Source organism: Streptomyces sp. NPDC059092 (assembly GCF_042756365.1).
Classification (GTDB): domain Bacteria; phylum Actinomycetota; class Actinomycetes; order Streptomycetales; family Streptomycetaceae; genus Streptomyces.
This window is the reverse complement of sequence record NZ_JBHZEJ010000047.1, coordinates 1-22,426: the sequence shown is the minus strand read 5'-3', so window position 1 is coordinate 22,426 and position 22,426 is coordinate 1. Positions and strand designations below refer to the sequence as shown.

15 protein-coding genes, 1 tRNA gene and 5 pseudogenes are annotated in these 22,426 nt (G+C 70.1%); 13 read left to right on the top strand and 8 right to left on the bottom strand.

The features are described 5' to 3' along the window. Positions 1-125 precede the first annotated feature (125 nt). Positions 126-2,360 (top strand): pyridoxal-phosphate dependent enzyme, encoded by a 2,235-nt coding sequence (locus tag ACFXPL_RS24665; RefSeq protein WP_384923441.1) that lies wholly within the window; start codon positions 126-128, stop codon positions 2,358-2,360. A gap of 80 nt (positions 2,361-2,440) precedes the next feature. Here the strand turns inward: ACFXPL_RS24665 and ACFXPL_RS24660 are convergent, their stop codons facing one another. The 4 genes and pseudogenes from ACFXPL_RS24660 to ACFXPL_RS24645 form a co-directional block, all read right to left on the bottom strand. Further along, positions 2,441-4,903, bottom strand: coding sequence for an ATP-binding protein (locus tag ACFXPL_RS24660; RefSeq protein ID WP_384923438.1), 2,463 nt, complete (start codon positions 4,901-4,903; stop codon positions 2,441-2,443). A 489-nt stretch (positions 4,904-5,392) separates the two neighbouring features. Next, complete coding sequence (locus ACFXPL_RS24655) at positions 5,393-5,650, bottom strand: hypothetical protein (protein ID WP_384923436.1); 258 nt, start codon at positions 5,648-5,650, stop codon at positions 5,393-5,395. 419 nt (positions 5,651-6,069) lie between these two features. Continuing rightward, a pseudogene (locus ACFXPL_RS24650) lies at positions 6,070-6,243 on the bottom strand (toxic cation resistance protein); the annotation flags it as partial. Between the two features lie 293 nt (positions 6,244-6,536). After that, positions 6,537-6,902, bottom strand: coding sequence for a hypothetical protein (locus ACFXPL_RS24645; protein WP_384923433.1), 366 nt, complete (start codon positions 6,900-6,902; stop codon positions 6,537-6,539). Positions 6,903-7,559: 657 nt separating this feature from the next. Here ACFXPL_RS24645 and ACFXPL_RS24640 point away from each other — a divergent pair. After that, entirely contained in the window at positions 7,560-7,709 is a 150-nt protein-coding gene (locus tag ACFXPL_RS24640) for a hypothetical protein (protein ID WP_384923430.1), read from the top strand. A 162-nt stretch (positions 7,710-7,871) separates the two neighbouring features. Here ACFXPL_RS24640 and rph read toward each other — a convergent pair whose 3' ends face one another. Then, positions 7,872-10,478, bottom strand: coding sequence for a rifamycin-inactivating phosphotransferase (rph, locus tag ACFXPL_RS24635; RefSeq protein WP_384923427.1), 2,607 nt, complete (start codon positions 10,476-10,478; stop codon positions 7,872-7,874). Positions 10,479-11,531: 1,053 nt separating this feature from the next. Here rph and ACFXPL_RS24630 point away from each other — a divergent pair. Both ACFXPL_RS24630 and ACFXPL_RS24625 read left to right on the top strand, forming a co-directional pair. Further along, on the top strand, positions 11,532-11,708 hold the full coding sequence (locus ACFXPL_RS24630) for a hypothetical protein (protein WP_384923424.1): 177 nt from the start codon (positions 11,532-11,534) through the stop codon (positions 11,706-11,708). A 141-nt stretch (positions 11,709-11,849) separates the two neighbouring features. Next, a tRNA-Met gene (locus ACFXPL_RS24625) sits at positions 11,850-11,926 on the top strand. A gap of 431 nt (positions 11,927-12,357) precedes the next feature. Here ACFXPL_RS24625 and ACFXPL_RS24620 read toward each other — a convergent pair. Beyond that, positions 12,358-13,749: an FAD-dependent oxidoreductase gene (locus ACFXPL_RS24620; RefSeq protein ID WP_384923503.1), complete on the bottom strand. Its 1,392-nt coding sequence runs from the start codon at positions 13,747-13,749 to the stop codon at positions 12,358-12,360. Positions 13,750-14,003: 254 nt separating this feature from the next. Between ACFXPL_RS24620 and ACFXPL_RS24615 the strand changes: the two genes are divergently transcribed. Further along, the gene (locus ACFXPL_RS24615; RefSeq protein ID WP_384923512.1) at positions 14,004-14,270 is read left to right on the top strand and encodes a hypothetical protein; all 267 of its coding nucleotides are present in this window, start codon (positions 14,004-14,006) and stop codon (positions 14,268-14,270) included. Here the strand turns inward: ACFXPL_RS24615 and ACFXPL_RS24610 are convergent. Beyond that, positions 14,263-15,029: pseudogene (locus ACFXPL_RS24610) on the bottom strand (helix-turn-helix domain-containing protein); the annotation flags it as partial. The gene ACFXPL_RS24615 and the pseudogene ACFXPL_RS24610 sit on opposite strands and share 8 nt — an antisense overlap. Positions 15,030-15,282: 253 nt before the next feature. On the opposite strand from ACFXPL_RS24610, the gene ACFXPL_RS24605 reads away from it, so the two are divergent. The 4 genes and pseudogenes from ACFXPL_RS24605 (at position 15,283) to ACFXPL_RS24590 (ending at position 16,887) form a co-directional block, all read left to right on the top strand. Then, positions 15,283-15,939 carry a hydrolase gene (locus ACFXPL_RS24605; RefSeq protein ID WP_384923421.1) on the top strand — a complete coding sequence of 219 codons (657 nt, stop codon included), beginning with the start codon at positions 15,283-15,285 and terminating at the stop codon, positions 15,937-15,939. Next, a pseudogene (locus ACFXPL_RS24600) lies at positions 15,824-16,111 on the top strand (ABC transporter substrate-binding protein); the annotation flags it as partial. The gene ACFXPL_RS24605 and the pseudogene ACFXPL_RS24600, both read left to right, overlap by 116 nt. A 72-nt stretch (positions 16,112-16,183) precedes the next feature. Further along, complete coding sequence (locus tag ACFXPL_RS24595; protein ID WP_384923509.1) at positions 16,184-16,684, top strand: hypothetical protein; 501 nt, start codon at positions 16,184-16,186, stop codon at positions 16,682-16,684. A gap of 68 nt (positions 16,685-16,752) precedes the next feature. Further along, positions 16,753-16,887, top strand: a complete 135-nt coding sequence (locus ACFXPL_RS24590; protein WP_384923418.1) for a hypothetical protein — start codon at positions 16,753-16,755, stop codon at positions 16,885-16,887. A gap of 578 nt (positions 16,888-17,465) precedes the next feature. Here ACFXPL_RS24590 and ACFXPL_RS24585 read toward each other — a convergent pair. Then, positions 17,466-18,587: an NADH:flavin oxidoreductase gene (locus tag ACFXPL_RS24585; RefSeq protein WP_384923415.1), complete on the bottom strand. Its 1,122-nt coding sequence runs from the start codon at positions 18,585-18,587 to the stop codon at positions 17,466-17,468. Positions 18,588-18,741: 154 nt separating this feature from the next. On the opposite strand from ACFXPL_RS24585, the gene ACFXPL_RS24580 reads away from it, so the two are divergent. The 4 genes and pseudogenes from ACFXPL_RS24580 to ACFXPL_RS24565 all read left to right on the top strand — a co-directional run bounded on the left by ACFXPL_RS24580 (position 18,742) and on the right by ACFXPL_RS24565 (position 21,599). Beyond that, the gene (locus ACFXPL_RS24580) at positions 18,742-19,191 is read left to right on the top strand and encodes an RrF2 family transcriptional regulator (protein ID WP_384923413.1); all 450 of its coding nucleotides are present in this window, start codon (positions 18,742-18,744) and stop codon (positions 19,189-19,191) included. Between the two features lie 911 nt (positions 19,192-20,102). Continuing rightward, positions 20,103-20,385: pseudogene (locus ACFXPL_RS24575) on the top strand (AraC family transcriptional regulator); the annotation flags it as partial. Further along, entirely contained in the window at positions 20,385-21,059 is a 675-nt protein-coding gene (locus ACFXPL_RS24570; RefSeq protein WP_384923410.1) for a glyoxalase, read from the top strand. The pseudogene ACFXPL_RS24575 and the gene ACFXPL_RS24570, both read left to right, overlap by 1 nt. A 142-nt stretch (positions 21,060-21,201) precedes the next feature. Further along, a pseudogene (locus ACFXPL_RS24565) lies at positions 21,202-21,599 on the top strand (iron chaperone). The last annotated feature ends 827 nt before the right edge of the window (positions 21,600-22,426 follow it).

Genomic DNA, 22,426 nt, shown 5'->3' with positions numbered 1-22,426 from the left:
CCGGACACACCGTTCCCGCTCGGCCGAGCCCCGTTCGTCCGGCCGCCGCCCGGGCCGTCCGCGCGCGGCCACCCGGCACCGTCCCCGTCTGCCGAACCGCTGCGGCACATCCCCAGGGAGCGCTCATGCGTCATGACACCCTCGTCGACGCCATCGGCAACACCCCGGTCGTCCGACTGCGCGTGGACGCCCCCGACGACGTCGAGGTCTACGCCAAACTCGAACTGCTCAACCCGTACGCCATGAAGGACCGCGTCGCCCGCCGCATCATCCTTGAAGCCCGCCGCACCGGCGTGCTGCGGGAAGGTGCGCCGATCGTGGAAAGCTCCTCGGGAACCATGGCCCTCGGTGTCGCCCTGGTCGGCACCTACCTCGGGCATCCCGTGCACATCGTCACCGACCCCCGCATCGACCCCGTCACCCTCGCCAAACTCAAGGCCATGGGCTGCAGCGTGCACGTCGTGGAGTCGATGACCGCGCAGGGCTGGCAGAGCGCCCGCCTCGAACGCCTCGCCGACCTCATGCGGGACCTGCCCGGAGCCTGGTGGCCGCAGCAGTACAGCAACCCGGACAACCCGGCCGCCTACCGCACCCTCGCCGCCGAACTCGTCGACGACCTGGGCACCGTGGACGTCCTGGTCGGCTCGGTCGGCAGTGGCGGCTCACTCTGCGGCACCTCGGCCGCGCTCCTGGAGCACCTGCCGGAGCTGAAGGTGGTAGGTGTCGACTGCGTCGGCAGCGTCCTGTTCGGCCAGCCCGACATCGCCACCCGCAAACAGAGCGGACTCGGCAACAGCCTCTACCCCGAGAACATCGAATACCGGCTCTTCGACGAGGTGCACTGGCTCTCCGACGACGAGGCGTTCGACGCGACGAAGAGCCTCGCCCGAGAGCAGAAGATCTTCGCCGGCAACACCTCCGGCTCCGTCTACCGCGTCCTCACCCACCTCGCCGCGCACGCCGCCCCCGGCAGCCGCCTCGTCGGCATCATGCCGGACCGCGGGGACCGCTACGCCGACAGCGTCTACCGGCACGAGGCGTCAGGACCGGTCGCCACCGCCCCCGCCGAGGTGCCCTTCGGCGCGACCGTCGACAGCTGGTCCTACGCGACACTGCCCCGCGCGGACCGCCCCGTCCTCGTGTTCGTGGAGTCCAACACCACCGGCACCGGCATGCTCGCCCTGCACACCGCGACCCGGCTCGGCTTCGCCCCGGTCCTGCTCACCAAGGACCCCGGCCGTTACCAGGGCCTGGACACCACCGGCTGCCCGGCCGTGATCTGCGACACCGAGGACGACACCGCCCTCCGCGCCGCCGCGAGTTCGGCAGCCGCCGGACGCACCATCGCCGGGGCGACCACGACCAGCGACTTCTACCTGGCGCACACGGCACGCCTGGCACTGGCCCTCGGCGTCCCCGGACACGCTCCTGACACCGTCGCCGCCTGCCGCGACAAAACCCTGACCCGGGCCGCCCTGCGCGACGCGGGCGTGCCGCAGCCCGCGCACGCCGTGGTCGACACCGATGACGGTGTCGCGACGGCTGTCGCCCGCGTGGGACTGCCCTGCGTGGTCAAACCGGCCGACGGCTCCGGCTCGCAGGACGTGCGCTGGTGCGCCGACGAGGCCACCGCCCTCGCACAGGCGGCGCGCGTACTCGCGGGCATCGAGAACGCGCGCGGTCAGGCCCGCGCCGGGAAGGCGCTCGTCGAGGAGTTCGTCGACGGCCCGGAGTACAGCGTGGAGATGTTCTGCGCCTACGGCGAGGCGGTGTGCGTGGGCGTCACCCAGCGGACCACCACGGAACTGCCGTACTTCGTCGAGACCGGCCACCTCTTCCCGGCCGTACTGCCGTCCGCGGCGCAGGCGCAGCTCGCCGAGACCGCACGGCAGGCACTCAAGGCCATCGGCTTCGAACGCGGACCGGCCCACGTCGAGGCCCGCCTGACACCGGCGGGCCCTGTCGTCATCGAGATCAACGGGCGCCTCGCCGGCGGGATGATCCCCGAACTGGTGCGCGCCGCCACCGGAATCGACCTGCTCGACCAGCAGGTGCGGGCCGCCACGGGGCGTCCCCTCAGGCTCACCGCGGACCGCGTCCGCCACGCCGGACTGCGGTTCCTCACCGCCGCGGACACCGGCCGGCTGACCGGCATCACCGGGACCGCCGAGGCCGCCCGCGTCCCCGGCGTCGAGGCCGTCGTCGTCACCGGCACCCCCGGCCGCGCGGTCCGCCCGCCCCAGGACGCGTACGACCGTCTCGGCCACGTCATCGCCGTCGCCTCCACACCGCGGGAGGTCGAGGCCGCACTCGACGCCGCGATGACCCTGCTCCGCGTGGAGACCGCCCCCGCGCGGTGAGCACGCTCGGCAGCCGCCCACGCAAAAGGCTCGGCCGGGAGAACCCGGCCGAGCTCTTGTCCGACCTACCCGCGGCCTGATCAACCGACCACGGGCTGCAACGTCCACTCGAATTCGCTGTGTACGGGGACCGCCGGGGAGCCCGGCCGCTGCCGCGCCGCCCACGCCGCGATGTGGGCCCGGGACCGCAGCCCCAGCGTGGTGCGGATGTGCCGGATGTGCGTCTCCACCGTGCGGACCGACACATGGATCCGAGCCGCTATCTGGCGGTTGGTCAGCCCCTCCACGACCAGCGCGGTCACGTCCCGCTCCCGCAGGCTCAGTGGATGCGCGGCCCCCTCGTCCCGCGGCCCCGCCGTGTCGTCCCCGAGCGCGAGCGACAGGACCTGCCGCCACGGCAGCGCACGTCCGGCCTCCAGCCAGGTATCGGCGCGACCGGCGGGCAACGCGCGCAGCGCGGCCTCACGCGTCGCCCGGACTCGTTGCCGCCACCATCTGCTGGCCCGCTGCCCACCGCCGCGGACCCGCTCCGCCGCACCGAGCAGCCGCAGCCCCCGGTCGAACCGGTAGCCGCGGGCCGCGACCAGCGCCAGGCCCTCAAGCGCCCGCGCGGCGTCCGCGTGAAGGTCCGTACCGCCCCGTAGCGACTCGGTGAAGTACTCCTCCGCCTGCGCCAGGTCGTCCTTCTCCAGCGCCAGCGCGCCGGCGGTGACCAGCACCGTGCTCAGCCATCGTGGTGCCACCCGTCGACGCAGCACCGGAAGTACCCGCTCGATCTCCCGTTCCGCGCTGCCCAGTTCTCCGTTCTCCACCTGATGCCGGGCGATCATGCCCAGGCTCAGCGCCGCCAGGGTGTCGTGCCGCAGCCGCAGCCCGATCTCCAGCGACTCCTCCAGATCACTGAGCGAGGCCTCCCGCTCGTCCCGCGTCTGGCGGATCGTGCCGCGTACCAGCAGCAGTCGGCCCAGCAGGGGTGAAGGGCCCCGCCCGCGTTCCACCCGCACCGCCTCGTCGGCGTGCTGCGCCGCTCGCTCGGGTTCGGTGTCCCGGCTCGCCAGTGCCATCGCTTCCAGCGCGACACCGCGGTAGACCGAGTCCGGCGCGGTGCGTTCCAGGGCATGTTCCACGAGCCCCGCCACCCCGACGCCTTGCCCCCGCGACACTTCCACCGCGGCCAGTGCCCCGGCCAGCAACAACTGGCGTTCGTCGGAACCCGATCCGAGCCGGTCCACGGCGTGGGCGAGATTGACGCGCTCCGCCTCCAGACGTTCCAGCGTCGCGACCGACACCACCGTCTCGCTGTGCACGGGCAGGGACATCGCCGTCAGCCAGGCGACCAGCCGTTCGTACGTCCCGGCGTCCTCGTCCTCGGCGACGAGCCGTTCCTGTCCGAAGCAGTGCATGGACTCCAGCAGCCCGAATCGTGTCGGACCGCCGGTGCGGGTCAGCGTCGTGATGACGGACTTCGACTCCAGGGCGACGAGGATCTCCGGCAGCACGCCCGCTGCCTCCGGGACGTCGGCCGTGACCGCGGCCGCCGCGGCCGGTCCGAATCCACCCGGCAGGACCGACAACCGCCGCAGCAACGCCTGTTCCACCGGGCTCAGCAGGCCGTAACCCCACTCCAGGGAGGCGCGCAGACTCTGGTGGCGGTCGTCGGCGAGCCGCCACCCGTTCGTCAGAAGCGCCAGCCGGTCGTGCAGCCGGGAGCGGATCTCCGCCGGCGGGAAGACCCGGATCAGCCGGGCGGCCATCTCGATGGGCAGCGGAAGCCCGTCCAGCCTCACGCAGATCTCTTCCACATGCTCCGCGTTGTCCCGGTTGAGCTGGAAGTCGGGAGCCACGGCCCGGGCCCGGTCCATGAACAGAGTGACCGCGTCCGAGCGCAGACAGTCGGCGAGCGTGTGGTCGGAGTCCGGGTCGCTCAGTGCGAGCCCGGTGACCGAGAACACCGACTCGCCCGGCAGGCGCAGCGGCTCCCTGCTGGTGGCCAGCACCCTCAAACGGGGCCGTCCGGGCAGCAGTTCGGTCAGCAGCGCTCCGCAGCTGTCCAGGACGTGTTCGCAGTCGTCGAGTACGAGGAGCCTGTTCCGGTCCGCCGGCCCCACCCCGTCGTCCGCGTCCCGCACCTCGTCGAGCGCGGCCAGGATCCGCTGCCGTATCTCACCGGACCCGGTGATCCCGCCGAGCTTCACCACCGAGACCTCGCAGCGCCGGCCGCGCGCCTCCTGGCCGGCCAGCTCCAGCGCCAGCCGGGACTTGCCGACCCCGGCGGGTCCGGTCAGCGTCAGCAGCCGCACCTCGTGCAACAGCCGTGTCAGCTCCACCAGTTCGTCGGTGCGACCGACGAAGCTGCTCAGCTGTGTCAGCGGACCACCGCCCAGGGCGGCTTCCACGCCCCCGGACTGCTGCCGCAGACGGTACGACCGTTGACGACAGGCGTTGGAGCAATAGCGGGCCCGGGGCGGCGATGTACGGGACTGTTTCGGACGGGGCAGCGGTTCGTCGCAGGTGTCGCACGTGGCAGTCGTGGGGGTGGACATGGCACACACACCTTTCGTGGTGTCGACAGGGCCAGCGGCGCGAGGTAACCCGACAGGCGAGGGCTCACACCCGTTCGGTGCGGACGGTGGTGGGCACACCTGGAAGCCGGGCCGCGCGGGAACACGTGTGGCTGTGACCTGTTGAGCGCGCGACGGGGTCACGTAAGGGGAACGGCGATGTGAGGGCCTGCCGAATCCTTACCCCGCCACGTCCTGGGGATCGGAAATCTCCCGGTGAACCAGAGGAATCCCTCGCCAGTATTCGTGTCACGCACGGCATGCCCGCACCGTGGGAAGTACGGCCGAGGGGTTGAGTGGAATGGGTGAGAAACTTTCCAGTGCGCGTCAATTCAGGGGGTCGTGGTTCGCGCACCCGTAGCGGGAGTGACGGATTCGACCCGGAACGACGACGACGGCCGGGCCGTAACAGAGCGCTGCCCGACCCGGGGCCGGTACTCCGGTGAGGCGGCGGGGAGCCTGTACCGGAGGCTACTTGATGAACTCCGGCTGCACCCGTGGCGGCCGCCGGCTCACCGCCGGTGTCCCCGTGGAGCGGGCGCGGGAGACCAGGGAGGCCCGGTCGGGAGCTCTGAACATGAGGGATATGAGCGCGGAGTGGTACTCGACGCCCTGCCTCAGGAGCCGCCCGCCGGGCGCCGTCGCGTCCTCGGCCGTGGTGGGCCACGCGCACGCGGAACGCCCGACCGCCTCGCCGTCGTTGTGGGTATCTGCAATGGGTTTGGTCACTACTGGATACCGTCTTTCTGTGCCGAGATGTGGGGGATCGTCGCCGTGGAGCGAATGATGACGATGCGGGGCCGCTGTCCCGCTCCCGTGCGATTATTTCGACCCTAAGGATGGTGTTGTCGGCGGGTCAAGCAATGTTTTGCACAGTGCCAAAAGACTGTGGTCCGGAGGTTCGGTTGCGGTGCGCCCGTTTCCTTGTCCAAGGGGCCCGATTCGGGCCCGTTTTGAAAACGTCTCTGAATATTCAGCAACAATTGGAATGATGCCCTGGAGCGTGTGACGCTTCTGGAAGCGACAGCCCATCACCGTCTTGACCCTGGCGGTCACGTGATGACCCGCGCGGTGCGAGCGGCGGACAGCCGGTGAGGGAACTCCTGCAGCAGTTGGCCGTACAACAGCCCGTCATTGAGGTGCGGGCCGGTGGACCCGTCGGCGTCGGTGGAGAAGACCGACACGGGTACGGTGCCGTCGTCGAGGTGGGCGGACAGGCAGAGAACCTGTTCGCCCAGGTGCTGCGTGGTGCCGTCTTTGTCGTAGGGTCGCATCGAGCTTACGAGCTCCGGAGCTTCGGCCTGCGTCGTGGACAGGCTGATCGCGGGGTTGGCGTCGGTTACCTGGGTCCTGGTCGCCGTTCCGTCATGGGCGCGCTCGCCACTGTGTGTGCTCAGGCAGCGCTCCGAGGCCGGTGGAGGATGTCTCCACGCTCACGTGGCGACGTGGACATCGATGACGTCAACCGCTGGTTGTCCCGGCCGCTCCCTCGAAGCGAGCGCCGGCAGCAAGCTCACCGACCGTTACGAGGCTACTGGCGAGCGCGTCCGCCGAGTCGGCAGGTCGGGGTCGCCTACGGGGGGAGAAAGGGCCCGTGCCGAGCCCGTTGCTGCGGCTACGACCGTTCCGCCACACTCCGCGTCTCGTGCCGCGGTGGTGCCGGGCGCTCCCTCCCGATGCGATGGCGTGCCCCGGCGAGGGTGCTGCGGAGCGGCTTCCCGTTCGTCCACCGGGCCGACTGCCCCCACGCGTACCGCGCTGAAGTGAGCGCCCCACCGCGGCAGGTGCGCAACTGGCTGCGGGAGAGCCGGGCACGTTGTCCCCCACTCGTGATCATGGCGTTGACCGACGCCATGGGGTCACCCCCGACGGCTCGCGAGGCCAGCGCCCCGACCACCAGGGGGAGCAGTACGACCGCGAGTGCCGAACCGGTGGTGGCCGCCGTGATGGTGGCGGTGCGCAGAAGACGGGCACGCGGCATGTCCTTGATCATGAAGACAGTTGAGCAGCCGTCGGGCTCTCAGACATCGGACGACCTACTCAGTCGGCTCGGCCGATGTACTCAGACCGTGCCCTCTGTGGTGAGTCGGACGAGTCGACTGTCAGGCCAGGGTGGACAGCTGCGCGTAGCTCGCACGGGGGACGGACCACACGGGCCGGCCCGGCGCAGCTCATCGGTTCACGCAGCGGTCCGGGAGGCCGGAGTCAGCTCGTGGAAAGCGGGCTTCCAGAGTGGGTGCGGAGGTCCATCCAGGCGCCGCCGGCCATCGGTTCTTTCGGCACAGGGTGTCCCGACAGGGCATCCAGGGCGATCTGGCGTGCCCCGCCGCTTCCCAGCGCAGCCCCGTTGATCCTGTGAGGGTCTGAGTCAGTCCTCGGGCTGTGTGCGGGCAGGGTGGTCCTGTGTTGTGCCGGGGCGTCAGTCCTTCTCCAGCACGGTGGCGAGGTCGGCCGGATTCCGGTTTGCCTCGGCGGGGTCGAAGGCGGCCGGTCGAACTGGTCGGCGGAGTCCGGGGCCGGCCGTTGCCACCACCGGCCCGGACTCGCATGCACGCGGTCGCCGCCGTGGTTCGCCCCCGGTCCGCCCGGACCCGCACCATGATCATCTGATGTGTCGAGACGAGAAAGAGGGTGGAGCATGGCGGTCGGCAGCCCGTTCACGGTGCGGTGGGACGCTGCCCGGCGCGGGATGCCGGAGCGGTCGGCGCACTCGCGGAGGGCCGCCTACGACGACGAAGCCCGCCCCTTCCGCTGGACCTACGACGCCACCCCCCTCAAGGCAGCATGACCCTCGCGGGATCAACGTAGCGGAAGAGGCACTTCCCAGGCGAAGAACAGCAACGGGTCGCATCCGCGTGTGCGCGTTGCGGGCGGCGGTCGTGGGGTGGTCATGAACTGCTTGGCGTTGTTTCAGCCGGACGCTACGGACGGGCCTTCTCGGCGTGGCCGGTCAAGGCAGGATCTCGACGTACCCGTCGGTTCCGTGCACACGGATCCGCTGCCCGTCGCGGATCAGCCGGGTGGCCTGCTCCACGCCCACGACGGCCGGCAGACCGTACTCCCGGGCGATCACTGCGCCGTGGGTCATCAAGCCGCCCACCTCCGTCACCAGCCCCGCGATGCCGACGAACAGCGGTGTCCAGCCGGGGTCCGTGCAGGCCGTGACCAGGATGTCGCCCGTCTCGAGATCGGCCTCCGCCAAGTCGAGGATGACGCGGGCCCTCCCCTCGACGGTCCCGGTGGAGACCGGTAGGCCGATCAGGGAGCCGGCCGGCACGTCGTCGCGCCGGTACGCGCCGGTGACGGCATCGCCGTCCGAGGTGAGGACCCGGGGCGGGGTGAGCGCGTGGTACGACCGGAACGCGTCCTTGCGCCGCTGGATGAGCCGGTCGTCCACCTGGTTCGAGCGTGCGGCGTCGTGGAACTCCTGGAACGTGAGGTAGAAGACGTCCTCCCGCTCGGAAACCACACCGACCTGCGCGAGGCGTTCTGCCTCCGCCAGCAGGGCCTGCTTGTAGACGAAGTAACGGCTGACGATGCCGTACTTCGGGTACTCCCGGTATCCGATGAAGGTTCGGACCCGGTCGATCATCCGCTTGGCCTCGTCGGCCTTCCGGTCCCCGTCCGGCAGGGCCCGCAAGCGTGACAGCACGTCCTGTTCCTTCTTCAGGGCTTCCTGCCGCCCGTGCTCGAAGCGCCGCGCGGCGGTGCCCGGCTCGAAGTTCCTGACGTTGTCGAGGATCGCGGGCAGGAGCGTGGAGGGGCGCTCACGCCAACGCGGCCTGGTGATGTCGATCTCGCCGACACAGCGCATGCCGTACCGGTCGAGGTAGGCCTCGATGGTGTCGCGCGCCTCGGTCCCGCCCGCGAGCTTCGCCAGCTCGTCCAGGAAGCCCTCGTCCTCGACGCCCTGCAGGAACGCCACCACCTCCGCATGCGGGCGGATCACGTCCGCGACCTCGAGCAGCGCCAGTCCCATCTCCGACGTGACGTTGCCGGGGGCGGACAGCGTGAGCGTGTCAGCGGCGTTCTTCTCGCCCAGCCACTCGTGCAGGTTGTCGTTCAGCCACCAGGTGGCCTCCATGCCCGCCATGATCGCCTGCATGCTCAGCGGATCACCGAGGACCCGCTTGTGCTCCGCGAATGCCTCCAGCAGGAAGTCGAACAGCGCCGGTCCGGTCTTCGTCCGGATGTCGCGCCCCAGGGCGGCGACGGATGCCCGGCTGCGCTCGATCAGCTCGCTGACGATGGCCGGATCGGTCACCACCGGAACGGACGCGCCGCCGGCCGGCGGCCCACCGGGAGCCTCGTCCGGGAGCGACGGGACGAAGGAGTCGTCACGGTCGAGAACGGTCTCCAGCGCGTCCCTGACCAGCGGATCGCCTCTTCCCAGGACGTCCAGGAGGCCGGCGCGGCTCGCGGGCGAGGCCAAGCGCCGGGTGACGTCGACGAACAGCCTCCCGCCGGCCTCGTGCATCGGCACCATGGCCGTCAGCTGCCACATGGAGAGACCCAGGGGCTTCATGGGGTCGGTCATCATCTGCCCATGACCGACGGAGACGTAGACGTGGTTCTCCTGACCGCCGCTCTCGGGGGCGGGAATGGGGAACAACGTCGTGATCGGCCGGCTCTGGACGATCTGGAAGTCATCATCGACCAGACACCATTCGATGTCCTGCGGGCAGCCGAAGTGCGCTTCGATCCGCCGCCCGAGCTGCACGAGCCGCACGGCCTGCGCATCCGTCAGCGCCGGCTGCTCCTGCCGCCGCGGGTCGATCGCCACTTCCCGCGTGCCGCCGGTCGGCAGGGCGTGAACGGCACGCCGTTTGACGGAAACCGTCTTGGCGACGACCTCGCCGTCGCGCACCTTGAAGACGTCCGGGTTCACCAGGCCGGAGACCAGGGCCTCGCCGAGGCCGAAGCCGGCGTCCGTGGTGGCGACCTTACGGTTACCCGTGAGAGGGTCCGCCGTGAACAGGATGCCGGACGCATGAGGGAAGACCATCCGCTGTACGACCACGGCCATGTGGACCGTACGGTGATCGATGCCGTTCCGCTGACGGTAGGTCACGGCCCGCTCGGTGAACAGCGAGGCCCAGCACCGGCGGACGTGCTGGAGGACCGTCGTCGGCCCCACGACGTTCAGGTACGTGTCCTGCTGGCCGGCGAAGGAGGCCGTCGGCAGGTCCTCGGCCGTCGCGCTGGACCGGACGGCGTAGCCGGACTGCTCGCCGAGCTGGGCGAGAGCGCTGGTGATCGCCGCCGCGAGAACGCCCGGGACGGCGATCCCTTCGACGGTCCGGCGAATCTGCGCGCTGAGCGTGCGGATCGCCTCCCGGTCATCCGGGTTCAGGCGTGACAGCCGATCGAGTCGACCGTCGATCGACGGCGCTTCCGCCATGATCCGCCGGAAGGCGTCCGTCGTCACGCAAAAGCCACCCGGCACGCGGATGCCTTCGATCCGCGACAGCCCGCCCAGGTGCGCGCCCTTGCCGCCAACGACCGCGACCTGCGACTCGTCGACCTCTTGAAGATCCAACACATACGGTTCGATCATTGCGCTCCCTCCGAAACAGCCGTGTCCCGTTGCACCGCGCCGGCCGATCGCATCACCGGCGCCTCCAGCTCTGTCGAACCTCTTGTCGGGGCACGTCCTCATCCCTCATCGCGTTCCCTCTGACGAGTCGGCCGGCCGCGCCGCCCAGCCGGGCGGCGCGCTCCCGCACCACCACCCCGAGCGCTCACGACCGCACTGCCGGCCCCACCGCTGGTTCGACGTCTCCGTATCCCCCGACGTCGACAGCGACACACGCACGTCGTTCCCTCATCGCCGCAGGTCGTAGCCTCGGCTGACGATTGTGCGCCATGACGGGGGTCTTGCCGCAAGCCCCCCAGTGCGCTATATCTTGAGAGTGGCAAGGAGGGATCTCCTTAGGCCGGCAACTACGTGGACGCTGCCGCCGACGGCATCACGTGGGCGCGAGCCCGGGAGCACGCCCCTGACTCGTACCGAGCGCACGTCTCGCCTGGCCAAGCGACCTTACGATCTCCGGCATGCCGGGGGATCTCCCTCTGGCTCTCGTCCGGAGTGGACCGGCCGAATGCGCCCGCCGCGCCGGCCAGAGCATCGAGGTTCTTTTCCGCCACTACGCCAAGTTCCTCGACGGCCTTCGAGAGCAGGCCAACCGTCTCATCGAGCGGGGCATGAACGCGTGGCAGCGCGTCAGCCAAGGCAACACACGCGAGGACCGAACCGGGGTCTTGGTCCGTGACTGGTCCGGAAGCACTCGTCAGGAAGGGCACAGCGGTGGGAGGACCGGGAGTCGGCGCGCAAGCCGGGCTCGGTCGAAAGCCCGCCGAGCGAAAGGCACCTGACCGCTGGAGACCCAGTTCAGGCGCCTTATTCGTGGGTCTACGAGGTCCGGCACCTCAGTGCCGTCCGCCCGGAGGGCCACCGGCTGGGCAGCGCCGAGGTAAAGAACACCTGCGTCGCCACGGCTGTCGTTCTGGCCAATCCGACCTGACGTTCTCACCGCACTGCCGTGTCACCAGCGGCGGGGGATCCGGCGCGCTGCGGCGTGACGGGCGCGTGCCGCTGAGCCTCGGAGCGGTGATCGTGGTTCTGCGGCTGCGCCGCCGCACCGAGGCGAGAAGCCGGCTCGACGAAAAGTTCACCGTCGTCATCGTGCTGGCCCTGGGCGTGCTGCTCGCCCCCACCTCGGTCGGCCAGGGAATCCTGGGTTTCCTGACCCAGCTCATCCAGGGCGTCTCGCAGTCCAGCTTCTGAACACCGGCTGTGCGAGCCGCCGCAAGGAACGCCGATTCCTCCGCGGGCGGGCCGGGCGCCGGAGACCGGCGTCGGCTTCGGCCCGGCTGCGGTGCTGTGGCCGGGGCCGACCGGCCGGTGCCGTAGAGTAGGCGTCACCGACGCGGGGTGGAGCAGCTCGGTAGCTCGCTGGGCTCATAACCCAGAGGTCGCAGGTTCAAATCCTGTCCCCGCTACCAACTCCGGCCCCGTCGACACATCGTCGAGGGGGCCGGAAGCGTGTTGAGGTCGGGCTACGGGCCGGCGACCGCGCACGAGCACCATCCAGTCGCCCGTGCAATGGACACGAACGACACCGTCCCCCGCATCTTTCCGAGTAGCGTGCACGGACATCTCGGACATGGCCGAACAGCTCGTACGCCCGTCCGGGCGCGGCGGAACATCTCGCCGCGCTGGGGGGCACCACCGCCCTGGACCTGCCTGTCGCCCCGGAGACCTGGGCCGCATCCCCTTCCCATGACGAGGCACAGCCCACCCCGGCCGCCCCGACGGAGTGGTCATCGCCGCCACCCTTCCGAAAGGCTGGGACGGTCGGCCGGTCCGCGTACCGGACCTCACTCCCTGACCGCCGCAGCCGAGGCAGGGCAGGCCCCCGATGCGTTGCTGCGGTTCATCGGACGGCGGGAGGTCTTCCCAGCCGGTGCCTGCTGCTTCGGCATTCTTCCGGTGTCGCCGGTGGCTCGGCGGGGGTCGTCGGGGGCGGGCGGAAAAGAACGGCCCGGGCCACGGACGGGGCGAACAGGGCAGTGACGGGAGCGGAGAGGGTCAGTACGGCGCGGAAGGCGCGCCCCACGACGGGGTCGCCGGGGTAGCACGCCTGGGCGCGCTGCAGATACCAGTCGGCAGCGCGGTCTGCGGGCCCGCCGCTGGCGGCGGTGCCGATCGCGCCGGGCATGTTGCGGTCGGCCCCGGCGGAGATGTTCCACGCCTGCCGGGACGCCGCGAGGAGTGCCCGCTGCACGCACCGCGTCGTAGAGGTCCGGCGCGGATCGGCCAGTGCATCGCGCAGGGCGACCGCGCTCATCGCGGCGACGGCCATGCCCTGCCCGTAGACCGGGTTGAAGGTGCACAGGGCGTCGCCTGTGGCGAGGAACCCGGCCGGGTGGCGGCCGGGCAGATCGTAGCGGCGGCGGACGTTCGCGGTCCGCCGGTATCCGAACGCCGGTGAGAGCGGTTCGGCCTCCTCCAGCCACCGATGCAGGAGTGGATGCGGCAGCCTCTTCGTATACGTCACGAACTCGTCGTCGGCCGTGGGCGGTTCGTCGCCGCGCAGCCCCGAGACGATGACCAGATGGGTACCGTCCTCCAGCGGCAGCGCACCGCCGGCGTGGATCTGGGCCGGGCTGGGATAGACGTAGTAGCCGGCTGTGTCGCCGTCGAGGAATCCGCTTGGGCCGCGGTAGACGCGCGATGCGTAAGCGAGCCCCGTGTCGATGGTCTCCTCGTACGGGGCCGCGGCCCCGATCGCCGTGAGCCATTGCGGGGCCTTCGTGCCGCTGCCCGACGCGTCGACGACCAGGTCGGCCTTGAGGACACGCTCCTCCCCGCGGGCCTCACCGGCGCGGTCCCGTAGCAGCACACCCCGTACACGCGATGCGTCACCGAGGAGCCCGAGAACATCGGTCGCCTGCACCACGCTGATCACTGGATTGGCGAGGACGCGCCGCCGCACCAGCTCTTCCAGCTGTGCGCGGGAACCGGTGTAGATGTGCGTGGTCGCGGGCAGCCGCCGGAACCAGCGCCCGTCCTGCCACAGCACCAAGTCCGCCGGCATACCCACCCGCGGCGCCCCCGCCGCCTCCAGCTCCGCGAGGAAGCCCGGCAGCAGCGACTCCAGGGCCGACTGCCCGCCCTCCAGCAGGACATGCGGATGCCGGCCCTGCGCCACCCCGGGTCGCGGCTTCACGCCCTCCGGGAACCTGTCGCGCTCGACGACGGTCACCCGGTCGGCGTGCCCGGCGAGGACGTGCGCGGCGAGGAGCCCTGCGAGACTCCCGCCCACGACGACGACATGCCGCTCATCCCGGCTGCCTTCCGTACCCCGACGGCTCTTCCCTCCGGCAGAGTTCACTGGCCCGCCCCCTTGGTCGCTGTGTCGTGAGAAGACACCAGTATCCGCCCCCGTCGGGCGGGTTGACCGCGTTCACCACATTCACGCCTCCTGAACACCCCCGTCACGCCCCTGCCGCACCGTCAGAGCACCCGCCACCCACCCGATCTCTGTCTCTCGCGACAGTGAACCCACAGTCCGACATCATGATCAGATCCGACGGGAGGGCGAAGGGCGTCGACTTCGGCATCACCAAGGGCAGCGAGGGCCGGTACGACGTCACCACCACCGGCGTCCTGATCGACGCCCCGGCCTGTACGGCGCCCGACTGCTTCGGCGGCACCTTCGACCACCGCGCCGACCTGTACTCGCTCGGACGCGTGCTCTACGAGATGGCCGCCGGCCCTTCAACGGAACGTCCCGGCACCTGGTCAACCAGCACATCGATGAGCGGCCCGCTTCGCTGCGCTTGACCGGTTCGATGTGTCCGTGGAGCTTGTCCTCGGCCAGGTCGTAGGCGGTGAACAGGTGCCGGACTCCGTGCGGGCGGGTGTGGGTCGCCCGCCGCCGGGGCCTGGGCCCGCGATCGGGGTCCTTGCCTTTCCCGCCGCGTTCGGCCCACGGCCGGCCCGGGTGCGGCTGGAGGTTGAGCGGCCCGAACTCGTCCATGCAGAAGACGACTTCGGGCTCACCCTTCTCTGGGATGACCTCGCCGTCGGCGATCGCGCAGAGGTGTTCGACGCGGGCCCTCTTGGCCGTGTGGTCGGGGTCGCGGGAGGCCTTCCAGGTCTTTACCCGTTGAAGGGTGACGCCTTCCTCGCGGAGCAGGATGCGCAGGCCCTCGTGGCTGGTGTCGTCGACCAAGCCGGCGACCAGGAAGTCCGCCGGCTTGGTCGGACTCCAGGTGGAGAACGGGAGGTCGTGCTCGGTGTGCCTGGACTTCACGATCTCCTTGATCTCGCGACGCTCGGGCACGGTGTACGTCTTCGGCCGTCCCCCCCCTTGTACTTCGGTAGAGCGAGTCGAAGCCGTCGGTGCTGAAGTTGTGGATCACATCGCGGATCCGGTCGGCACTGGTGAAGGTCGCCTCGGCGATCTTCACCACGGACATGCCCTGCGGGGACAGCAGAATCATCTGGGCCCGGTGCCAGGTCACCAGCCGGCCCCGTACCGAGGCGGATGATCCGCAGCAACCGCCGACCCTCGTCGTCATCGATCTCACGGACACGCACCCGCTTGCCACGAGAACGGCATGCCGTGTCCGCACCGACCGGACCGACACCCGGACGGCGCGTCACAACAGGGCAAACGTTGCCTGATACGGCACTAGTTGACGCGTCATAGGCCGACGCCTAATGTATGTGACGCGTCAACCAAATGGTTTGGGGTCGCAGTCGGTCAGCCCGTAGTGGGCTCACTGTCGGCATCGAGTTTTCGGTGCGCTGCCTGAGGTCCGTGGACGCGAAGCTCCAGCAAGGGAATCCCATGAGCACTGAGAACAAGGCCGGACTCGACGCGCTGCTGACGCCCGAGGAGAGCTTTCTCGTACTGATCGACCACCAGCCGTTTCAGTTCGCCAACCTGAACAGCCACGAACCGACGATGATCGTCAACAACGTCGTCGGACTCGCCAAGGCCGCCAAGGTGTTCGACGTTCCGACCATTCTGACGACCGTTCTGGAGGAGCGCGGCGGCTACCTCATCAAGGGACTGCAGGATGTGTTCCCGGAGCAGAAGCCGATCAACAGGACCTTCATCAACACCTGGGAGGACGAGCGCGTCGTCGATGCCGTCAAGGCGACCGGCCGCAAGAAGCTGATCATCGCCGGCCTCTGGACGGAGATGTGTGTCGCGATGCCGGCGATACAGGCAGCGGGCGAGGGCTTCGAGGTCTTCGCCGTCACCGACGCCTCGGGCGGTGCCTCGAAGGAAGCCCACGACATGGCCGTGCGGCGCATGGTTCAGGCGGGCGTCGTACCGATCACCTGGATGGCCGTGCTGGGCGAGTGGCAGCGCGACTGGGCCCGTGAGAAGACCGTGCCGGGCACCGCCGAGGTCCAGGCACAGCACGGCGGTGCCAGCGGTGTGGCCTTCGCCTGGGAGATGCAGCTCCTGGCCACGCCCACCGGAAGCGAGGGCTGACGTCGCTGCCGCGTCGGCACCGATCCGTATCGGGTACTGCCTGTCGCTGACCGGTTCCCTCGCGGACAACAGCCGGTCGGCCCGTCTCGCCCATGAGATCCGGCGCGAGGACATCAACAGTCGAGGCGGACTGCTCGGCCGTCCTGTCGAGTTAGTCCGCTACGACGACCAAGGGAACGCCGACCTTGTTCCCGGGATCTACGAGCTGGCGCGCACCATCCGGTCGCACCACTACCGGCCGAAGATGGTCGGCGGTGCGATGATCGGTCCGCAGAACACAGCGGTGAGGACGAAGCTCGGCCCGTTGCTCAACGGTTTCGTGAACTACGAGTACTGGGCGCCGGTGCCCAAAATGATGTCCCCGGGCGTTCAGGAGCTGCTGAACACCTACCAGGAACGGGCCGGTGAAGCCGGTGTCGACCTCCTGGGGCACTACATGGTGCCACTCGCCTACGCCCAGATGCAGGTGGTCGCCCAGGCGGTCGAAGCGACCGGCGGTTTCGACGACGCGAGCCTCTCGGCGTACACACGGGAGAAGACCTTCCCGACCGTCATGGGCGATGTCAGGTTCGGAGTCAAGGGCGAGTGGTCGGAGTCGCGCGTCCTGCAGGTCCAGTTCCAGGGAATTACCGGCCATGAGCTCGGTCAATTCCAGAACGGGTCAAGGCGGATCGTCGTGTCACCGCCGGAATCGTCCTCCGGAGAGCTCATCTTCCCCTACGCGGAAGCTCTCACCGACGGGTGACGGAGGCCGAGCGCAGCCCTACGACAACGGGTCGCCGGACATGCCGGCAGGGGAGTGGGTGCCGGGGCGTGTGCAGCGTCTTCGCCCTCCGGGCCGGCGACACGCACGGTCTCGCCAACCGCAGCCTCGCCCTCGGGTTGTTCGCGCTTCGGCTGAACGTGCTGCTCCGCGAAGTCCCGGTGAAGGCCGCCCCGTCCGCGTGAGCACTCCTGGGGGCACGCAGTCGCCGAGTGGGCGGACGGCACCCGGCACGGGGGATGGCTCCGCGCCGGCGACGGCATGGAGTTCACGGCCGATGTCACGCCGCCGTCACCGCACCGCTGGCCCATGGCGGGGCGGGCCCGGTGTCTGGGCGCCGGTATCTGCCCTCGGGGCGGAGCCGGCGACGGCTGCGGGCGGCGCGTTCGAACTGGACTGAGGAGCGCCGATGCCCGTCTTGCCTGAGGCTGCCGCAGGCGGGCTCGGTGAGTGCACGCGGTCCACCGTCCCGCGCGGGCGACGGTGGACCGGGCAGCCCCGGTCCACCGGGAGCCGGACGCACCGCGCTCAGGCGATCGCCGCGGCACGCGCCGACAAGCAGCAGGCCCGCCTCACGAGATGTGCGCCGACGAGGTGATCGGCTGTACGGCGGTGGACTTGAGCGAGGCGATCCGGGACGGCGTGTACGTGGTTCTGGACACGCGGTGATCTGCCCACTACCGCTGTGCGGCCGCCTGTGACGCTAAGGGCAGCCGGGCAGCGTGCTCAGGCACAGTGAGTGCACCGAATTTCCCGCGTTGGATCAGTGCAGGTTGCTGAGTGAGTCCTGGCTGAAGGGTGTCAGCTCGGTCTCCCTGCCTTCCAGGACCTTGTCCGCCCATTGCGGGTCGGCGAGCAGTGCGCGGCCGACGGCGACGAGGTCGAATTCGTCGCGCTGCAGGCGTTCCAGGAGACGCTCGACGCTTTCCACGCCGGCCCGTGCCCCGGGGGTGAAGGCGCTGGGGTCGAAGATGGCGTCGAGTCCTACCGAGCCGACGGTGATGACGGGCTTGCCGGTGAGCTTCTTGGTCCAGCCCGCCACGTTCAGGTCCAGGCCGGACGTGGGGAACTCAGGTTCCCAGTAGCGGCGGCCCGAGGCGTGGAAGGCGTCGACCCCGGCCTCGGCCAGCGGCTCCAGGAGCGCCTGGAGCTCGTCAGGGCCGGTGGCGAGCTTGGCGTCGTAGTTGTCGGCTTTCCACTGGGAGAAGCGCAGCACCACCGGGAAGTCCGGTGACACCCGTTCGCGCACCGCGGCGACGATGTCGGCGGCGAACTTCGTGCGTGAGATCGCGTCGCCTCCGTAGGCGTCGGTGCGCTGGTTGGTCCGGCCCCAGAGGAACTGGTCGATCAGGTAGCCATGTGCGCCGTGCAGTTCGATGCCGTCGAACCCGGTGCGTTCGGCTTCCTGGGCGGCGTCGGCGAAGGCCTGGATGATGTTGTCGATGTCGGTGAGGGACAGCGCCTCACCCGCGCCGGCGGTGCCGTCGAGCGCGATACCGGACGGGCCGACCGACGGTGCCTGGGGGAACGGTGGCTTTCCGGCCCGGCGCTGGATGCCGACGTGCCAGAGCTGCGGCATGATCCTGCCGCCTTCGGCGTGTACGGCGTCGACGACCCGGCGCCATCCGGCGAGCTGTTCCTCCCCGTGGAAGCGGGGCACGCTCGCGACGTCGCCCGCGCTCGGGTGGTCGACGTAGGTGCCCTCGGTGATGATGAGGCCGGTCCCCGCCGCGGCCCTGCGTGCGTAGTAGGCGGCGACGTTCTCGCCGGGTATGCCGCCGGGGGACTGGGCGCGGGTCATCGGAGCCATCACGATCCGGTTCCGCAGTTCCGCCGAGCCGAGTGTGAAGGGCCGGGCCAGGGACTGAGCCGCGCGAGTGGGCATGGTGCCGTCCTCCTGAGGTGAAGTTCGATCGAGTGATCTGTTCCTGTGAAAGGTACAGTTTCTCTGGATGTAAACGCAACAGTGATTGTTGCTATTATGGCGGTGGTGGTGCTGTTCGATACGCTGTGGCCGACCGGCGGAGGGGGTGTGCTGAGTGCTGGACGTCAGGTTCTCCAGCGCCCTGAAGGTGCTGCTGTTTCTCGCGGTCGCGGCCGAGAGCGGTTCCCCGGTGCTGAGTTCCGCGCAGCTCGCCGAGCGTCTGGACGCCAACCCCAGCCTGGTCCGCAAGCTTCTGGTGCCGCTCGTCAGGGAGGGGCTGGTGGAGTCGGTGAAGGGCCGCACGGGCGGTACGAAGCTGGCCCGGCCCGCTGAGGATGTCACGCTCGCCGAGGTCTACCGCTGTGCGGTCGGCGACAAGCCCTTGTGGGCGTGCCGCCCCGAGAGCCGGCACGTGTGCCTGGTGACCGCGCACACGAGCGACTACTTCACCCGGCTCACCCAGCAGGCCGAGCAGGCGGTGCTCGGGGCATTCGCCGACCAGACCCTCGCCGACGGCCTGCGCGAGTTGCGCAGCTTGGAGCGGAACGCCGTCCAGCAGAGCTGACCCCACTGCGGATGGGACGGCGCGAGGAGAATGTCGGCGTCCCCGTAGGGAGCCGGCCGCCCCGGTCCGGCCAGGACAGCGCGCCGCGCGGACCCGCGGGCAGCACGGCGTCGAGCACGCGATGAAACATCTCCCCGGCCAAGCCGTCCGGGACGATCACCGGCCGACGCTCCGAGGCCGACAGCAGGTGTGCGAGCGCCCGGCCGGCCGAAGTTTCCCACCGCGGGCTCCACGACCACCAGTGGTTCGCCCAGTGGCCCGCCCCCATCCGCGCCCCCCACGTGGCGATCGGCTCGAACGGGGCGTGCCCTTCCCCTCCGCCACCAGACCGTCCAGGAACGTGGTGCGACATCGGCGCCCTCCACGGGAAGGCGGCGCACGGTGTTCGGAGCGATCCACAACGCCTGCCAGAGCGAGCAGTCGTCGATCCGGCTCGCCGCGGGCCGGGCACACTGCATGCAGGCCACGTTGGGCCCGTCAGCCCCATCGAGGCCGCAACAGTAGCCGCCTCCGCCATTGTCCATGTTCGGCACGGTGCCGCGGGCGTCGCCGGGCGCGATGACGACAGCGCCGGGCGCGCCGTCGGACAGGGCGCAGACCGGCGCGTAAACACCTCGGCGGCCGCCTCGTCCGGATGGATCTCCTCCCACGCCCGCCACGGCGGCCCCAAGGGCTCCGGGTCCACGGCGAAAGTGCCCGACTCCATGAGCACCGGGAGCTGAACCCCGTTGACGTACTTCTGATGGGCGTGGACCGGCAGGGCAACCCGGGACAGCGGAGTGGTCAGCTCAGCGCCACACCCCTCCGTACACGAAAACGAACAGAGATCCTCCGCCTGGGAAACGGAGGCGTCATCGCAGCACGGCAGCAGCAAGCCAATCAGCGTCAGGCAGGGGATTCCACGACGTCAGCTGAGGCGTGGCGGCCTCAGCGTCGCCGAGGTCTGTTTCGCGGCCGGCTGCGCGGCGCTGGGCACATTCACCACCCGCTCCACCGAACTGGTCGGTATGCCGCCCGGGGCCTTCGTCCGCCGCGCGGCGGACACGGCGGCCGACCGTGCCGATGCCATCAGTACGGTCGGGTGAGACGGCACCCGTGGACACCGTGCAGGGAATGTCGGCGTGTGTGGCGAAGCAGGTGACCAGAACGGTCAGGAATCGAGAAGCCCTGGCCACCGAGCAGCCCCTAGCGTGATGTCCATGGCAACCACCGCAACCACCGTGTCCCTCACATCCGTCACCCTTGAGGTGGCCGACCTGCAGGCCGCCCATCACTTCCACACCGCCTTCGGCGTGGACCCGCACATACGCCTGCGCGCATCCGAGGCGCACTCCACCGGATTCCGAGGCTTCACCCTGGCGCTCACGGTGGCACAGCCGACCACCGTCGACAGCTTCCTCGGCGCCGCCTCGGACGCCGGCGCCACGGTGCTGATGCCCGCCGCGAAGTCGCTGTGGGGCTACGGCGGCGTCCTCCAGGCGCCGGACGGGACGATCTGGAAGATCGCGACCTCGGCGAAGAAGGACACCGGCCCGCCCACCCGTGAGATCGACGCGATCGTCCTCCTGCTCGGCGTCGAGGATGTGAAGGCCAGCAAGCGGTTCTACGTCGGCCAGGGCCTGACCGTGGCCAGGAGCTTCGGCGGCAAGTACGCCGAGTTCGCCTCCGGCGAGTCCAGCCCCGTCAAGCTGGCGCTGTACAAGCGCCGCGGCCTGGCCAAGGACCTCGGCGTCCCCGCCGAAGGCACCGGCTCGCACCGCATCATCCTCGGCAGCACTGCCGGCTCCTTCGCAGACCCTGACGGATTCGCCTGGGAGGCCGCCACATCGCTGGCCCCGACGCCGTCCACGGAGTCTGCGGCGGCCTGACTCCCGGCCCCGAACCACCGCCCCGACCTGCCTCATCCCTGTACGAGAGGAAACCGCCATGCAGCGCACGACGTCGTCCGCCGAGAACTCCGGCACCGCCGCCTAGGAGTGCGACGGATTCACCGTCGAGGAGCGGGCCGCGATGAAGGAGCACGCGCAGGGACAGAAGCAGGCTGCGGCCCGGCGCGGTTCGCGGGCGGAGAAAGACGCGGCAGCGGAGCGGGACGTGCTGGCGAAGATCGCCGAGATGCCGGAGGCGGACCGGGCCCTCGCCGAGCAGATTCGCGCCATCGTCAAGGCCGCCGCTCCGGATCTCACGCCCAAGCTCTGGTACGGGATGCCCGCCTACGCCAGAGGCGGCAAGGTCATCCGCCACTTCCAGGGCGCGCAGAAGTTCAAGTCGAGGTATGCCACGCTCGGATTCAGCGACCAGGCCGCGCTCCACGACGGCGCCATATGGCGATCGCCTACGCTCTGGCGGAGTTGACAGCAGCAGATGAGCAGCGCATCAGTGCGTTCGTCAAGAAAGCGGTGGGCTGAGACCGGCCGGGCGGAGTGACCGAGCCACGGACGATGCTCACCACCTGTCACACAGTGTGTCTCCAAGCGAGGTTCTCCGGCTCCCGTTCCCCTCTTCGGCCGACCTAAGAGGGGAATGGCGGCGGGTTCCATGTCCGTTCGTATCCGTAGCAGCCGACCGGGTGGCGCCACCGGCCGGAAGGATCCGGGGAGATGCCCACGGCGACCTCCGCGACGTCGTCCGGTCCGACCAGCTGTACCGCCGGATGCTCGCGCGCCTCTGGCCCCGCTGAAGGTCCGCCCGGTCCAGGGGGAGCGGTGCTGGGGGCCGGCGGCGACAGCGCGCCGCACGCTGGCGGAGCGCTCGGTGGTGCGGTCGGCGCAGTGGAGGCGACTGCCGGTGTCGAGGCCCGAGCAGGACGGTGACGGGCGTGCCCGTCGTACCGGACACCGCACCGGTGACGCCCTCGGCGGTGTGCCGCATCCGGTACGCGAGCCATCCACGCTCGTCGGAGACGTATCGCTGCCCCCCGATGGGTGACCAGCCCCTGCAGGTTCGGCGGTCGCCGCAGGAGCACGTCGACGGGCCGGCCCGGGGCGGGCGTGGACGGACACAGCGCGCACGGCGGCCGAAGGCCCCGCTCCGCCGATGTGGTTGCCAGTAGGAATCGTGTCACCAGCCACAACAGCGTCCTACGGGCATGGTCCGGTGCCGATCGGGGGTCGCACCGCCGCGTACTGGTCGTGGGGGGGGGGGGGTTGCAGATAGGGAAGCACAACCGCCAACCCGGCCACCCGGGGGGGGGGGGTGGGGGCGACTGGCACGGGGAGAGCCCCCCCACCCCCAC